The organism is Mycobacterium sp. IDUB_37, assembly GCF_055419245.1.
Genome location: NZ_JBVAXG010000006.1, coordinates 102556 through 117441, shown reverse-complemented (window position 1 = coordinate 117441; position 14886 = coordinate 102556). Strand labels below are relative to the sequence as shown.

Genomic DNA, 14886 nt, shown 5'->3' with positions numbered 1-14886 from the left:
AAAACAGAAATGGCAGCGGTGATAGCAACACCTGCTGCCAACCGCTTCACTGTCATAATCCACCCCGCAGGACATCTGACTGATTAAGAGTCCCGACCCGCTCCTTAGTTTACCCGCGCGCGCAGCGCGCTAAGCGGTCCGTGCCCCCGAATACGCCTCAGTCGGCGCGCATCGTCGCGATCCGCGCGACGCGTTTCGAGGTCGTGCAGTCAGCCGGGTAAACGCTTCTGAACTGGGCAATCGACGTCGGTGCCCAGGCTTGCCGGTGCGGATAGCGCAGTCTGCGTCGTGGACAGCGGCCTCAAGTTATATGAATACGGCCTGCAGGCTGCACACGCCGCGATCATCAGTCGCTCGCCGGTAGTGACCGCGCCTCGCCTCTCTGGCCGCCGTTACGTAACCGTCCGGTACTGTAACGACAATGGAGCGTCGCGTTCTGGAAGCGGTTATTTACGAGCGCGAACCACCAATCGCGCGAATAATCCTCAACCGGGTCGAGAAGGCCAACACGAAAGACGCGGTTCTTGTCACCGAAGTCGATAGCTGTCTACACGAGGCCGATCGCGACAAAGAAATCAAAGTCGTCATTCTGAAAGCGAACGGCAAAGGCTTCTGCGGCGGACATGTCGCACGCTGGGGACCGGACGAGAATCCGTATCCCGACTTCGGAGACACGTTCGAGGACCTCTACAAGGGCACCGCCGATCTGTTCCTGTGGCCGACCCTTTATCTGTGGGAATTCCCGAAACCGACGATCTCGCAGATCCACGGCTATTGCATGGGTGGCGGAATCTACCTCGGCCTGCTGACCGATTTCTGTGTCGCATCCGAGGACGCGTACTTCCAGATGCCCCTCGCTCAAAGCCTCGGCGAGCCGGGCGGCCACACCATGATCGAACCGTGGTTGCTGATGAATTGGCACCGCACCATGGATTGGCTGCTGTTGGCGCCGACGCTATCCGCGCAGCAAGCCCTGGAATGGGGACTGCTGAACAAGGTGGTGCCCCGGGAAGACCTCGAAGACGCCGTCGAGGAAATGGCGCGCAAGATCGCGCAAATTCCGTTGACGACCCTAATGGCGGTGAAGAGCAACGTGAAGCGGGCCTGGGAACTGATGGGAATGCGCGTCCATCTGCAGGTGAGTCACATCCTGACCAACATGGTCGGTGCCGCCTCCGACGTTCAGGCCCGCAGGGCAGAACTCATGCAGTCGGGCATGAAGCCCCGTGACTTCATCGATCGCGACGAGTAGCGCTTCTAACGGCTCATCTCACCGGCGACTCTGCGACCGGCAGCGTGCCGTGCCGCGACGTAGCCGAACACCATCGTGTTTGCGATGCTCGCTCCGGCGCCCGGATAGGTCCGGCCCATGACCGTCGCGGTGGTGTTACCCGTTGCGTAGAGCCCTTCGATCACTTGGTCGTGCTCGTCGAGAACTTGCGCGTACTCGTTTGTGATCACGCCACCGCAGGTCCCGACATCAGCCGGCAGAACTCGGGTCGCGTAGAACGGCGCACGATCGAGCGGTCCGACCGCGGCGTTGGGTCGATAGCCGGGATCGCCGAGGCAGTCGTTGTACGCGGACTGTCCCCGGCCGAAGTCGGGATCAAGCCCCTTGGCCGCAAATTTGTTGAACCGCTGGACTGTTCGGATCAGCTCTTCAGGCGGGAGGTCAATCTGGCCGGCCAGTTCGTGCAACGTCGATGCCCGCTTGACCGCGCCGCTCTCGATCAGCTCGGGAGGCAGGCCTTGGTTGCGTTTCAACGGATTGGTGCTGGTGACATATCTGCGTAGGTAGCCGTCGTCGAACACCATCCAGCACGGAACAGCCTTGTTGGCGTACATCGCCTTTCCGACTTCGACGTAGGAGTTCGACTCGTTGCAGAATCGTCTGCCGGTCGAATCCACGTAGATTGCTCCGGGACGCTGTCGCCCCGAGCCGAGTGAGGCGGCAACCGCACCGCCGTTGGCGATGAAAACTGAAGGCAACCACCAGGCTTCGTCGAGCAGATCGGTCTTGGCGCCGAGCCGCATCGCGGTCTGCAGCACCTCGCCGGTGTCTCCGGCGTTGGCGATCGACCACTTCCCGTCGTTAGGCTGGTCGCCGCTGTACTGGCGACGCATCTCGGGATTATGGCCAAAACCTCCGGCGGCCAACAGGACTCCCTTACGCGCCTCGACGTTCACTACTGTGCCGTCCCGGACTATGCGTGCGCCCACGACTCGCCCGTCCTCGACGATCAGGTCGTCCATGGCAGCGTTTGTCCACAACGGCGGCTGTCCCTCACTGAGGTCGATCAGCACTTTCAGCATCTGACCGATCAACGAGGCGCCGTTGGTCAGGATTTGACGTCGTGCGATCTTCGCCGCGTTAGTACGGGCGAATACCTTTGTGGCGACTGCGAAAGCGCGCGGGGCGCGGTTGAAGTACTGAACCGAACGCAACTCGTTGGTCAATACGACGTACCCGTAATTCTTGGCCAACGATGGTTGCAACTTGTCCTGCCAGGTACCCAGTTCGGCAGCGTCGAAAGGAATTCCTTCGACGGCACGACCCGACTCGTTGCCGCCCTTATGATTTGGGTAGTAGTCGCTGTAGCCGGCGCAGCGGATGAGCCGAACACCTTTGCGCACCAGGAAATTGATCATCTCGTAGCCGGCGTTGAGGAACATCTCACGGCGCGCGGGGGAGGACGCGGCACCGATGTCGCCGACCACGTCGGCCAGGTAGGCAAGTCCGTCCTCGTGCGAGTCCGCAATGCCCTCCGCCCGCATCAGCGGGTTGTTCGGGAGCCAGACGATGCCTCCGGACAGCCCGGTCGATCCACCGACCAGGGACTGCTTTTCGACAATCAGCGGTTGCAACCCGGCGTCCACCGCGGCCAGGCCGGCCACCATCCCACCGCCTCCGCTGCCTGCGATCACCAGGTCGACCGAGCGGTCCCACTCGATGCTCATCGCGCCGCCTCCTGTGCTTGGGTGTTGAAGCCGAGATCCACGATCGGCACGTCGATGGTCGTGTTCGTTTTCTGAATCGCCGGCACCAAAGCCTCGTAAGGCAGATCGGCGAGGAAACCATCGACGACGCGTTCAAAGTTCGAGATGAGTCCCTCGATCTGACTGGACAATCGCATGTAATCGAATCCTCTTGAATGCAAGCCTTTTTGCTGCTTGGGCAGATTGGAGAAGTCCTGGGCAGGGATCGGCGGCCAGCGGGGATCGTCGGGCGCCATCGGCTCCGGCGGGGTCGGCTTACCGGTGATCTGGTCCGGCGGAATGCGGGTGAGCGACCAGATCTCGAACAGTGTCTCTTCCGGACCGAGCGGGCGGATCCGGTACGACGAGGCGCTGCTGTATTGCGGCAACAGGAAGTAATGCGGAAAGCAGAATCCGATGGCGTCGACGATGCCCCGTCGTTGCAAATCGTTGAGGTCGGGAATGTCGCAGCCGCGCGCTCGATGCCAGTGGACGACGGCGTCGTTCAGAGTGCTCTTCCACGTCGCCATCGCCGCGGCCGGATCGGCCGGCAGCTCGATGTTCTGTAGGCCCTCGGCGATCCGGATGTCGTTTTCGTGAGTCATGCCTGCCATGCCCTCGCCGAGTGTCCGCATGAAGTACAGGCTGGTGCCGACCAGCCCGGGTGGTGTGGAGCTCGGCTGCGCCGACGGCAGCAGTTGAGGGTGGGTCTGCGGGACGTGATATCCCTCCATGAATGCGGCCGTCGCCAGCTTCCAATTCACCGGCAGCCGGCATGACTGCCACCATTCGGTGCGCAGCGATTCGACCTTCCAGGCGTCGTAGATCGTCGCGAAGGGCTCGAAGCACTCGCGCAGACCGGGGGCGTCGTCGTCCAGGTTGATCCACGCACACCCGCCCCAGAGCTCACAACGCACTGGAACCAGCGCGAGATCATGGGGGTCCAGATTCTTTTCGTCGAAAGCGTCTGAGCGGAGTACGAAGGTGTTGCGGCCGTCGATGTTCCAGCACCAACCGTGAAAGGGACACGCGAAGGTACGTCGGGAACCGTTGCCCTCCACCAATTTCACTCCGCGATGACGGCACGCGTTGTGGTAAGCGCGCACGTTCTCGGCGTCCAGTCGAACAACGATGATCGACTGGTCGAGGATCTCGTACTCCACGAAGTCGCCGGTTTTGGGTATCTCTTCGAGCCGGCACGCCATCTGCCATACCCGCGGCCAGAACTTCTCGTTCTCCAGCGCGTAGAAATCCGGGTCGTAGTACCGCTGCTTGGGAATTCGATCGGCGGACTGAACCGCCCACGGCACCGGAAGCGGTGTCCAATTCACGTCGGTGCTATCGGTTCTCACCATGGTTTCCCTCGCTTGACTTCATACGATGCGCGACACCCGCCCCTGCCAGTACCGTTCCCGAATGCGCCGCTTGTAGAGCTTGCCGTTCGGGTCTCGAGGCAACTCCGCATCGAATTCGATGCTGCGTGGGCACTTGTAGTTCGCGAGGTGGGCGCGGCAGTAGTCGATCAACTCCGCTTCGAGTTCGGGGCCCGCCGCGATGCCGGCCGCCGGTTGCACGACGGCCTTGACCTCTTCCCCGAACTCGTCATTCGGTACACCGAACACCGCGGCATCGACGAGCTTGGGGTGCATGATCAAAAGATTCTCCGCCTCCTGCGGGTAGATGTTGACGCCCCCGGAGACGATCATGAACGTGGAGCGATCGGTGAGGTAGAGGTATCCGTCCTCGTCGACATAGCCCACGTCACCCAGCGTGCGCCAGCCGTGTTCGTTGTAGACCGACGCGGTCTTGGCAGGGTCCTTGAAGTACTCGAAATCGGGACCGCCCTCGAAGTAGAGCTCACCGGCTTGGCCGGCGGACAGTTCAGTGCCGTCCTCGCCGAGGACGTGTACGGCGGTCATGGGTATGCCCACCGAGCCCGGGTGGGCCAGCCAATCCTCGGGGCCGATCGTGGTACCGGCGAATCCTTCAGTGCCGCCGTAGTATTCGTGAATGATCGGCCCGAACCATGCCATCATCTGCTGTTTGACTTCCACCGGACACGGTGCGGCCGCGTGAATCACGCACTGCAGACTGGACACGTCATAGCGCTGCCGGACCGACTCGGGCAGCTTGAGCATTCGCACGAACATCGTTGGCACGAACTGGGCGTGGGTGACTCGGTAGGTCTGGATCAGCTTCAGCACGGCCTCGGCGTCGAACTTGGCCATGATGATCGAAGCGGCGCCCACCCGATTGACCGCCATGGTGTAGTTCACCCCGGCGGCGTGATAGAGCGGAGCGGGGGACAGGTACACGTCGGACTGGCTCATCCGGTACTTGTGCGTCAGCACCATCTCCAGCACGGCCTGCGCCCACGAGCCGTTGCCATCGGTCGGCAGCGGGCGGCGCACCGCCTTGGGCCGCCCGGTGGTGCCGGAGGAGTACAGCATCTCCGAGCCGTCCAACGGCGGCGGCGCCTCGCCCGCTGCCGACAATGCGTTGTCGTAGGACTCCCAGCCCGGCAACTGCCCGCCGACTAACACGTGCAAACCGACCGATTCATTGACGTCGCGAATGTGCGCCGCCAACTGCGTCATCGACGCATCCACGAAAACCGCTTTCGCGTCGGAATCGCCGATGACGTAGGCGACTTCGTCGGGCGTGAAGTGAGTGTTGACTGCGGTGTAGTAGAGACCGGAAAGCTGGCAGCCCCAGGTGATTTCGAAGAATTCCGGCCGGTTAGGCAGCACAAGCGCGACCCCGTCGCCGTGCCGCAGCCCGGCATCGTGCAGCACCGCGGCGACCCGCTGACTCCTGGCGTACAGTTCGCCGAACGAGGTCGTGCCTGCCTGGGCTGTCGCGTCGGCCACGATCAACGCCGGCGAGTCCCCGGCGGTGATCGCGTGGTCGGCGATGTTCAACAGCGGTCCTACGCGCCAGCCGCGCCGTCGGTGGACGCGGCGGCAGCGGCCTGGCGATTAGCCATCTCCTGGGGCTTGATCTTGCCCTGAAGAACCTGGCCGATCAGCTGCTGCACATCTTTGCTCATCGACGCGAGCGCGACCAGATCGTTGGAGGTCTGCCAGTGCACCCGCATGCCCATCAGTTCCCACGCCCGCTTGAGATTGGCCTTCGTGAGCATGAGCGTCGTCAATGGCGCCTGGGCGATGTGGCGGGCGATCGCGTCCACGCGGGCGTCCAGGTCCTCGCGCTTGACCACCTCGTTGACCAGGCCGACTTCCAGCGCCTTCTTGGCGTCGATCACCTCGGCGGTGAACAGGTAGTAGGCCGCGCGGCGCCAGTTCATGAAAACCCAAGGTTCGATGGAACATTCACCCGATGGCATGCCGAAGCCTTGCAACGGAGGGTAGGAGAAGTAAGCGTCCTCCGAGGCGATCACGATGTCGGTGGTCAAACCCATATGCGTACCGCCGCCCACGCAATAGCCGTGTACCTGCGCGATGGTGGGTTTGGAGAACTCCCAGAGATTCAGCGTGGGCTTGACGAACAGGTCGGACTGCGCCTTCCAGGGGTGACCCTGAACCAAGGAGTTCTCGACGAACGCGGGATAGTCGGTGGAGTTGTCTCCGATGGCATGTCCCGAGCAGAAGCCCTTGCCGTTAGCCCGCAGGACCAGCACCTTGATGTCGTAGTCACGGTCGGCGTCCAGCAGTGCGGCGTCCACCTCCTCTGCCAACTTCTGGTCCTGGGCATTGGCTTTCTCGGGCCAATTCAACGTGATCTTCGCGATCGGACCTTGCTTTTCGTAGATGATCCGTTCGCGGGTCTCGTTGAGATCCATATGTGGTTACCTTTCGACTATGTGGGTATTGTTCCCGCTTCTCGGTTATGAAGTGATGACGCCGATTTCGGTGCCGATGTCGTAAGTGGTTCCTACTTCGCCGGTCCATTGCACGGTGCCCGACGCGCCTGCTTCGATCTCTTGTTCCACCTTCTCGGTGGCGACCACATAGATCGGTGTGCCTTCCTCGACGTGTTCACCCGCGTCGACCAGCAGGCCGGTGAGTTCGGCTTCCGACACGGCCACCGACACCCGCGGAATGCGAATGATGAAGTCAGCCACGCGCTCCCGCTTTCTGTAAGGTGCGCTGGGCTGCGGTGACGACGCGTGCCGCCGTGGGGTACACCTGAGCCTCGAGCGCCGCGGCGGCCGGGTTCGGCACGAACCTGGCGGCGACCCGTTCGACCGGCGCGGCCAACTCGCCGAACAACTCATGCTGCAGAATCGCGGCGATCTCGGCTCCCGGTCCAGCGAATTGCACTGCGTCGTGAACGATTACGGCCCTGCGGGTGCGCCGGACGGATTCGACGATGGTCTCCACGTCCAGCGGCACCAGCGTGCGCAGATCGACCACCTCGGCGCTGACACCCTGGTCGTGCAGTGTGGCCGCCGCGGCGAGCGCCTCGTGCACGCTACGTCCGTAGCTGATCAAGCTCACGTCGCTGCCGGGCCGCTTGATGTCGGCCTGGCCCAGAGGAATCGCGAAACCCGGGTCGACGGGGACGGGCCCCTTCTTGCCTTGCAGCCGGATCGTCTCGATGAACAGACATGGGTCCTCGTCGAAGATCGCGGAGGTCAACAGGCCTTTGCCATCGCGGGGAGTGGACGGCACGATCACCTTCATCCCGGGAATGTGCATGAACCACGCTTCGAGGCTCTGCGAGTGGGTGGCACCGGTGGCCAGCCCGGCGTAGACCTGCGTGCGGATCGTGATCGGCGCGGTCGTCCGACCCGCCGTCATGAAACGCAGTTTGGCGGCGTTGTTGATCAACTGGTCGGCGGCGATGCCGATGAAGTCCATGATCATGATCTCGGCTACCGGGATGAGGCCGTCGATCGCAGCACCGATCGCCGCGCCGACGATCGCGGCCTCGGAGATCGGTGTGTCCAGCACCCGGTCGTGACCGTACTTCGTCGACAACCCCGCGGTGGGGCCTGACGCACCGGGATCGGCGATGTCCTCACCGAGCAGGAACACCCTGTCGTCGGTTTGCAATGCCTGATCGAGCGCGAGGTTCAGCGCCTCGCGCATCGTCATCACTTTTTCTTCCATGAGACGTCTCCCGTCACTGGCACCCGCCAAACTGGCTTCCTCATCCGGGGAACTTGATCGGGGTCGCGTACACGTCGAGGTCGAGCTCATCGATCGACGGCGATTCGGCTTTGAGCACCTCGGCCAATGCCGCCTCCACCGTGGCGAGCGCGTCAGCGTCGATTCGGTCGAGTTCCTCTGCACTGCAGATGCCGGCGTCGGCCAGTTGGCTGCGGAACCGTGGCACCGGGTCAGCCGCCATGGCCGCGGCGAGCTGATCCTTTGGGATGTAGGGCATTCGATCGCCGAAGTAGTGGCCGCGGAACCGGAACGTCACGCATTCGATGAAGGTGGGACCGCCGCCGACGCGTGCTCGGTCGAGTGCATCATCGAGGGCGGCTTTCACTGCCAACGGATCGTTGCCGTCGACCCGAACGCCCGGCATTCCGTATCCGGCGGCTCGATCGGCGACGTGTTCGATCTTCATCGTGTCCGAAGTCGGCGTCATCTCGGCATAGAGATTGTTCTGGCATACGAACACCAGCGGCAGATCCCACAGCGCGGCCATGTTGGCCGCCTCGTGAAATGAACCGGTGTTGGTGGCGCCGTCACCGAAGCTGACCACCGTGACCCGGTCCAGCCCTTTGCGTTTGCCGGCCATGGCCAGACCCACGGCCACCGGGGGCCCCGCTCCGACGATCCCGGTCGAGAGCATCACGCCCACCTCGGGTTTGGCGATATGCATGGTGCCGCCCTTACCGCGGCCGGCGCCCACGACGCGCCCCATCATCTCGCCGTAGATCTCTTCGAGGGGAACACCCTTTCCGATCAGGTCGTGTAGCCCCCGATATGTCGTCACCAACTGATCGTCGGGTCGCAGCGCCGCACCCATCGCGGCGGCAATGGCTTCCTGGCCGCGCGACGGCCAGTACACGCACATGAACTCGCCGGTGCCGATGCCCTTGGACAGGCGGTCATCGGCCGCCTTCATCAGCACCATCAGCTCGTACAGACGACGCTGGATATCCGCCGGCACCGATTCGTTCACTGGCCTCCTCCAGTTCCGTTGTCGAGCAGTATGTTTCGAGACACCGCGACTACGCGCCCGACCAAGGTTTGACTTTGAGGAAGCCGCCGGCGTCAACCCGCAGCTGCTGACCGGTGATGAAGCGGGCGCCTTCGGAGGCCAGGAATACAACGGCCTCGCTGATGTCCTCCGGCTCCACGTAGGGGACCGGCATGGCTTGGACCAACGGAAAGATCGGCTCAGCATCTTCGCGAGTCGGGTTCGCCAGGTCGGGCCGGAACGCACGGTACATCGGGGCACTGTGCAACATGTCGGTGTTGACGTTGGTCGGGTGCACCGCGTTCATCCGGATGGAGAACGGAGCCAGCGCCCTGGCGAAATCGTTAACATAGTGTGCCGCAGCGATTTTGGCGAAGGCATAACCAGCCCCACCGGGGCCGCCGTCGATGCCGCTGGTGTTCATCGAGGACATGAACGCCGCATTCGATCCGATGACGATGATCGACGCGCCGGCCTGAAGGTGTTTGAGGCTGGCGTGAACCAGGTTGAGCACGCCGCCGAGGTCGACATCCACGGCGTCGGCAAAAGCCTGCGGCGGCAGGCCTGCGGTCAACGGGCAGATTCCGGCGTTCGCAACGACGACGTCGAGTCCGCCGAGTTGCGCGACGCCCTCGTCGATGGCGGCGGACAGGGCTGCGCGTTCGCGGACGTCGACAATCGCGGAGAAGATCCGCTGCCCCTCTTTCTCCACCAGCCGTACGGTCTCTTCGAGATCCTCGGGCCGCGCCAGCGGATACTCGTTGGTTTCGATGTCTTCGCACAGGTCCAGCGCGATGATGTCGGCGCCTTCGGCCGCCAGCATTCGCGCGTGGGACCTACCTTGCCCTCGCGCCGCGCCGCTGATTACCGCAACTTTGCCGGCTACTCGGCCCATTGCTCACCCCTCGCCCCGGTACCTTCTTGCACGACCAACGTTGTGGTGCAACAACTTTCGTTGCTTTCACGCTCCATGGCATCTCTTCCACGAGCAGCGGCTGCGCATGGCTGCGGTCGGGCTATCAATATGCCTTACAGTAGCTAGAATATCTAAAATAGCAAGAAATGGTGCGGGCAACCGAAAGGGCTCACGATGGCGGGCATGTTGACCGGTGTTCGGATTGTCGAATTGGCGTCCTGGACCTACGTACCGTCGGCCGGAGTCGCGTTGTCCGAGTGGGGCGCTGACGTCATCAAGGTGGAGGGTGTGGTTACCGGCGACCCCGGCCGGGCGTTGGTCGTTGGTGGCTTCACCCGTCAGGCGGCGCGTGCTGATGTCGACTTCATTCTGGAGTTGAGCAACCGGGGCAAGCGCAGCATCGGCATCGACATCAAGACTGAAACCGGTCGAGAACTGTTCGGCCGCCTACTGGCCTCTGCTGATGTGTTCTTGACCAACTGGCTGCCGGGTGCGCTCGAACGGGCCCGACTGACCGTCGAAGACATCCGCTCCTTCAATCCCAACATCATCATCGCCAGGGGCACCGGCCTCGGGGTGCGCGGTCCGGATCGCGATCGCGGCGGATTCGATGCCGCCACCTACCTGGCACGAGGCGGGGTGGCCTACACGCTGACCCCGTTCGGCACCGAGAACCCCGCGGTTCAGGGGCCGGCGTTCGGGGACCTGCAGGGCGGCGCAACGCTGGCCGGCGGAGTCTGCGCGGCACTGTTCCACCGGGAGCGGACCGGCGAGGCAAGCATCGTCGACTCCTCGTTGCTGGCCCAGGCGATGTGGGCGATCGCACCGTCGATTTCCGTCGCCGATTTGTTCGATATCGACGGGATCCCCGGCGCACCACCCGGATTGGCGATCAATCCGCTGGTGGCCCGGTATAAGACCAAGGACGACAGGTGGCTGCAATTGGTCTTTTTGCAGCCCGACAAATTCTGGGCTGCGTTCTGCGAGCGGATGGGACTTGCGGAACTGGCCAATGATGAGCGATTCGTGCCGTCGAGCAACCTGATCGCCAATGCAACTGAGGCCACGGCGATATTCGCCAAAGCTTTTGCGGCTCATGAACTGGCTCATTGGCGCAAAGTGTTGGAAGACGAACCCGGCGTGTGGGGCGCACTGGCGACACCACGGGAAACCCTCAACGATCCGCAGGTCGCACCGAACGGCTACGTGATAGTCAATGTCGACGATCAGGGTGAGGAATACCGAATCGTGGCCGCGCCCGTGCAATTCAATGAAACCCCACCTGGTCCCACGCGTGCGCCCGAGCACGGTCAGCACACCGAGGAGATACTGCTCGAACTCGATGTGGACTGGGACGACATCGAACGCGCAAAAGATGCGAAAGCCATCCTGTGACAACCTGCCATTGCGGCCGGTATTGCGTTAATTCAGTTGGTGACGAACCTGATTCGTCCATATAGAGTCACAGCCCGATCTCGTTTCGGCGCGCACCGAATCAAGTAGGCACGTCGAACCCCTTAAATGCACGGAATGCAGCCCTGATCGCGATACCCTTCGCCGAGGTTTCGAGGCCATGGGAGGCACCATGTCGATTCTCATCGCGACGCCGGAGTTTCTCGCTTCGGCGGCTTCGGATCTGGCGAACATCGGCTCATCGATTACGGCGGCCAACACAAGCGCATGGACGCCGACCACGTCGCTGCTCGCTGCAGGCGCGGACGAGATTTCGGCGGCCGTCGCCGCATTGTTCAGCACACATGCCCAGAGCTACCAGTCGCTCAGCGCACAGGCGACGACGTTTCATCAGCAGTTCGTCCAGATCCTCAACTCAGGCGCGGGCACGTACGCCTTGGCAGAGGCCGCCAACGCAACACCACTGGCCGCTCAATCAGTCGTCGATGATCTTCTCAGCATCATCAATGCGCCGACCCAACTACTGCTGGGCCGCCCGCTGATCGGCAACGGCGCCAACGGCGGAATCGGTCAAAGCGGTGGCGACGGCGGGATTTTGTTCGGCAATGGCGGTAACGGCGGGTCCGGCGCGGCCAACCAGGCCGGCGGCAACGGTGGCAACGCTGGTCTGTTCGGTAACGGCGGTAACGGCGGGGCTGCGGGTAATTCCAGCATCACAGGTGTGAACGGATTCAACGGCGGCGCCGGCGGCACCGGCGGGTTGCTCTGGGGCAACGGCGGTGCGGGCGGCGCCGGCGGCAACGGGGCTGCCCCGCCGGTGGTTAACGGCTTTGTCGGCACCACCGGCGGCAGTGGCGGCAACGGCGGCGGCGCTGGACTGTTGTATGGCTTCGGCGGGCCCGGTGGAATCGGCGGCATCGGCGGGTCCGCTCCCGCGACCGTGATGGGGCAGACCATTCCCTCCGCGGGCGGCGTCGGCGGATTCGGTGGAGCGGGAGGCGGCGGCGCGGCACTGTTCGGCTTTGGCGGGGCCGGCGGTGCCGGCGGCGCAGGAGGGGTTAGCGACACCGCGACCGCGACCGTTGGCGGCTACGGCGGTCAGGGGGGCAACGGCGGTCAGAGCGGCTTGCTGTACGGCGTGCCCGGTGTTGGCGGGTTGGGCGGCACCGGTGGCGACGGGCTGGGCGCCGCCCTCGTTGACGGCAACCCGGGTGGCCGCGGCGGCGCCGGCGGTAATGGCGGCGCCATCGGCCTGTTCGGCAACGGAGGGACGGGCGGAAACGGTGGCGCCGGCGGCAACGGCTCCGGCGGGGCCACCACCGGCGGCAACGGCGGCGTCGGCGGTCTGGGCGGCGACGGCGGCCAAGGCGGCTACGTCCTCGGCAACGGTGGGGCCGGCGGCAACGGCGCCATCGGCGGCAACGGAGGTGCCGGCGCAACTGCGGGCTACGTCGGCGCGGGCGGCTTCGGCGGCACCGGTGGTGACGCCTGGGTTCTCGGCGTCGGCGGTCAGGGCGGAAACGGCGGCGGCATCGGCACTTCCGGCATCACGGCGGCGCTGCCGGCAACTCTGCAGCCGGTCGGCGGGAACGGTGGCAACGGCGGTCGGGCTGGGCTGCTCTTCGGCATCGGCGGCAACGGCGGCAACGGCGGAACCACCAGCGTCGGTGGGCTGTTGTACGCGACCGGCGGCAACGGTGGCAGCGGCGGCTGGATATTCGGCAACGGTGGCGTCGGCGGGATCGGTGGCGCCGGTGGATTGGGCAGTGTCGCCAACGGCGGCGGCGGCGGCAACGCAGCATTGCTGTTCGGTGTGGGTGGCGCAGGCGGGACGGCCGGCGCCGGTGGTAGCGGCACCGGCGGTGCCGGCGGCTTCAGCGGGGTACTGCTCGGCATCGGCGGTGCCGGCGGCAACGGCTCGCCCGGCGGCATTGGCGCAGGAGGTGCGGGCGGCAACGCTCTACTGATAGGCAACGGCGGGAATGGCGGGGCCGGCACCGGGGGCGCGTCCGGCGGAGCGGGTGGACAGCGCGGATTGCTCCTTGGCCAGAACGGCGCGAACGGTCCCTAGATTGATCGCTGTATCGCCTGAGCCAGTCGGTAAATGGGCATATGCACAGTGTTTCGCGGTATCGACGGCATTTTGCACGTACAGCGGAATCTGTCTTCCATCACCGTGCCGCGCTCGCGATTTTGTTCAGTAAGGTGACGGCGTGAATGCCGGTCGCGTGCAACATTCGAATGGGCCGATCAAGCTGGATATCCCAGGCCGACTGCAGCGCTATGAAGAGGCATTCGCCGACCTCGACGCGCCATTCGCGTTCATCGATCTCGATGCAATGTGGGCAAACGCGGCAGAGATGCTCTCCCGGGCCGGTGACAAACCAATTCGCGTGGCCTCGAAGTCGTTGCGGTGCAGGTCGATACAGCAAGACATCCTCGACTCAGAGGATCGCTTCGACGGGCTGCTGACCTTCACCCTCGCCGAAACGCTGTGGCTGGCGGGCCACGGCTTCGACAATCTCCTGCTGGCGTACCCGACGACCGACCGCCAGGCCCTGCGTGAGCTCGGCGAGTTGGGCGCCGAGAATCCGGGCGGGTCGCCCATCGTCATGGTCGACAGCATCGAACACCTGGATTTGATCGAGAGCGCCACCGATAAACCCGTTCGGTTGTGCCTGGACCTGGATGCCGGCTTTTGGCGGGCCGGCGGACGGGTGAAGATCGGCTCCAAGCGCTCGCCGCTGCACACGCCCGAACAGGCGCGAGCGCTCGCGGTGGAGATAGCCCGACGACCCACGCTGCAACTCGTCGCTCTGATGTCCTATGAGGCCCACATCGCCGGGATGGGCGACCAGGTCGCGGGTAAGCGCGTGCAAAACGCGATCGTCGGGTGGATGCAGCGTCAGTCGTTCGCGGAGTTGCGCCAGCGTCGCGCCCGCGCCGTCGAACTTGTTCGCGAGGTGGCGGATCTCGAAATCGTCAACGCCGGCGGGACCGGCGATCTGCACTTGGTCGCCGAGGAGCCGGCGATGACCGAGGCGACCGCGGGCTCCGGCTTTTACGCGCCCACGCTGTTCGACACCTACGCGACCTTCACCTTGCAGCCCGCGGCGATCTTCGCTCTTCCGGTCTCTCGCCGGCCCGATGAAAAGACCGTGACCGCGCTGGGCGGCGGCTACCTGGCCAGTGGGGTCGGCGCGAAGGACCGGATGCCCACTCCCTACCTGCCGGCCGGGCTGCAGCTCAGCTCGATCGAAGGTACGGGCGAGGTTCAGACGCCGCTGACCGGCGATGCCGCCCGCCGGTTGAGGATTGGCGACAAGGTGTATTTCCGCCACACCAAGGCCGGCGAATTGTGCGAGCGGTTTGACCGCCTGCACCTGGTTCGCGGCAGCCAGATCGTCGACACGGTCCCGACGTATCGGGGTGAAGGGCGGACATTTCTGTGATCCCCACTC

Annotated in this window: 12 protein-coding genes; 4 read left to right on the top strand and 8 right to left on the bottom strand. The window is 64.1% G+C overall.

The genetic code is table 11. From position 1 onward, the window contains the following. The first annotated feature begins 421 nt into the window (after nucleotides 1–421). Nucleotides 422–1252: an enoyl-CoA hydratase-related protein gene (locus ACZY1I_RS20920; RefSeq protein WP_463756563.1), complete on the top strand. Its 831-nt coding sequence runs from the start codon at nucleotides 422–424 to the stop codon at nucleotides 1250–1252. Between the two features lie 5 nt (nucleotides 1253–1257). Here the strand turns inward: ACZY1I_RS20920 and ACZY1I_RS20915 are convergent, their stop codons facing one another. From ACZY1I_RS20915 to ACZY1I_RS20880, 8 genes are all read right to left on the bottom strand, one after another. Then, nucleotides 1258–2958, bottom strand: coding sequence for an FAD-binding protein (locus ACZY1I_RS20915; RefSeq protein ID WP_463756560.1), 1701 nt, complete (start codon nucleotides 2956–2958; stop codon nucleotides 1258–1260). Continuing rightward, complete coding sequence (locus ACZY1I_RS20910; RefSeq protein ID WP_463756556.1) at nucleotides 2955–4331, bottom strand: aromatic ring-hydroxylating oxygenase subunit alpha; 1377 nt, start codon at nucleotides 4329–4331, stop codon at nucleotides 2955–2957. The genes ACZY1I_RS20915 and ACZY1I_RS20910 overlap by 4 nt, the downstream gene beginning before the upstream one ends. 18 nt (nucleotides 4332–4349) lie before the next feature. Then, entirely contained in the window at nucleotides 4350–5897 is a 1548-nt protein-coding gene (locus ACZY1I_RS20905) for an acyl-CoA synthetase (RefSeq protein WP_463756552.1), read from the bottom strand. Nucleotides 5898–5905: 8 nt separating this feature from the next. Further along, nucleotides 5906–6778, bottom strand: a complete 873-nt coding sequence (locus ACZY1I_RS20900) for an enoyl-CoA hydratase-related protein (RefSeq protein WP_463756549.1) — start codon at nucleotides 6776–6778, stop codon at nucleotides 5906–5908. Between the two features lie 45 nt (nucleotides 6779–6823). Next, nucleotides 6824–7060 (bottom strand): biotin/lipoyl-containing protein, encoded by a 237-nt coding sequence (locus tag ACZY1I_RS20895; protein WP_463756545.1) that lies wholly within the window; start codon nucleotides 7058–7060, stop codon nucleotides 6824–6826. Continuing rightward, on the bottom strand, nucleotides 7053–8051 hold the full coding sequence (locus tag ACZY1I_RS20890; RefSeq protein WP_463756541.1) for an alpha-ketoacid dehydrogenase subunit beta: 999 nt from the start codon (nucleotides 8049–8051) through the stop codon (nucleotides 7053–7055). The genes ACZY1I_RS20895 and ACZY1I_RS20890 overlap by 8 nt, the downstream gene beginning before the upstream one ends. 40 nt (nucleotides 8052–8091) lie before the next feature. Continuing rightward, entirely contained in the window at nucleotides 8092–9030 is a 939-nt protein-coding gene (locus ACZY1I_RS20885; RefSeq protein WP_463757144.1) for a thiamine pyrophosphate-dependent dehydrogenase E1 component subunit alpha, read from the bottom strand. 97 nt (nucleotides 9031–9127) lie between these two features. After that, nucleotides 9128–9991 (bottom strand): mycofactocin-coupled SDR family oxidoreductase, encoded by an 864-nt coding sequence (locus ACZY1I_RS20880; protein WP_463756538.1) that lies wholly within the window; start codon nucleotides 9989–9991, stop codon nucleotides 9128–9130. Nucleotides 9992–10186: 195 nt separating this feature from the next. Here ACZY1I_RS20880 and ACZY1I_RS20875 point away from each other — a divergent pair, with 195 nt between their 5' ends. The 3 genes from ACZY1I_RS20875 to ACZY1I_RS20865 all read left to right on the top strand — a co-directional run bounded on the left by ACZY1I_RS20875 (nucleotide 10187) and on the right by ACZY1I_RS20865 (nucleotide 14877). Further along, the gene (locus ACZY1I_RS20875) at nucleotides 10187–11407 is read left to right on the top strand and encodes a CaiB/BaiF CoA transferase family protein (RefSeq protein ID WP_463756534.1); all 1221 of its coding nucleotides are present in this window, start codon (nucleotides 10187–10189) and stop codon (nucleotides 11405–11407) included. 190 nt (nucleotides 11408–11597) lie between these two features. Continuing rightward, nucleotides 11598–13496, top strand: a complete 1899-nt coding sequence (locus tag ACZY1I_RS20870) for a PE family protein (protein ID WP_463756531.1) — start codon at nucleotides 11598–11600, stop codon at nucleotides 13494–13496. Between the two features lie 142 nt (nucleotides 13497–13638). After that, nucleotides 13639–14877, top strand: coding sequence for an amino acid deaminase/aldolase (locus tag ACZY1I_RS20865; RefSeq protein ID WP_463756529.1), 1239 nt, complete (start codon nucleotides 13639–13641; stop codon nucleotides 14875–14877). Nucleotides 14878–14886 lie beyond the last annotated feature (9 nt).

Coding starts and splice junctions, on each gene's coding strand:
- ACZY1I_RS20910 (WP_463756556.1), bottom strand. CDS start 4,331: ATGGTGAGAACCGATAGCACCGACGTGAATTGGACACCGCTTCCGGTG.
- ACZY1I_RS20920 (WP_463756563.1), top strand. CDS start 422: ATGGAGCGTCGCGTTCTGGAAGCGGTTATTTACGAGCGCGAACCACCA.
- ACZY1I_RS20915 (WP_463756560.1), bottom strand. CDS start 2,958: ATGAGCATCGAGTGGGACCGCTCGGTCGACCTGGTGATCGCAGGCAGC.
- ACZY1I_RS20900 (WP_463756549.1), bottom strand. CDS start 6,778: ATGGATCTCAACGAGACCCGCGAACGGATCATCTACGAAAAGCAAGGT.
- ACZY1I_RS20885 (WP_463757144.1), bottom strand. CDS start 9,030: ATGGTGCTGATGAAGGCGGCCGATGACCGCCTGTCCAAGGGCATCGGC.
- ACZY1I_RS20890 (WP_463756541.1), bottom strand. CDS start 8,051: ATGGAAGAAAAAGTGATGACGATGCGCGAGGCGCTGAACCTCGCGCTC.
- ACZY1I_RS20870 (WP_463756531.1), top strand. CDS start 11,598: ATGTCGATTCTCATCGCGACGCCGGAGTTTCTCGCTTCGGCGGCTTCG.
- ACZY1I_RS20880 (WP_463756538.1), bottom strand. CDS start 9,991: ATGGGCCGAGTAGCCGGCAAAGTTGCGGTAATCAGCGGCGCGGCGCGA.
- ACZY1I_RS20875 (WP_463756534.1), top strand. CDS start 10,187: ATGGCGGGCATGTTGACCGGTGTTCGGATTGTCGAATTGGCGTCCTGG.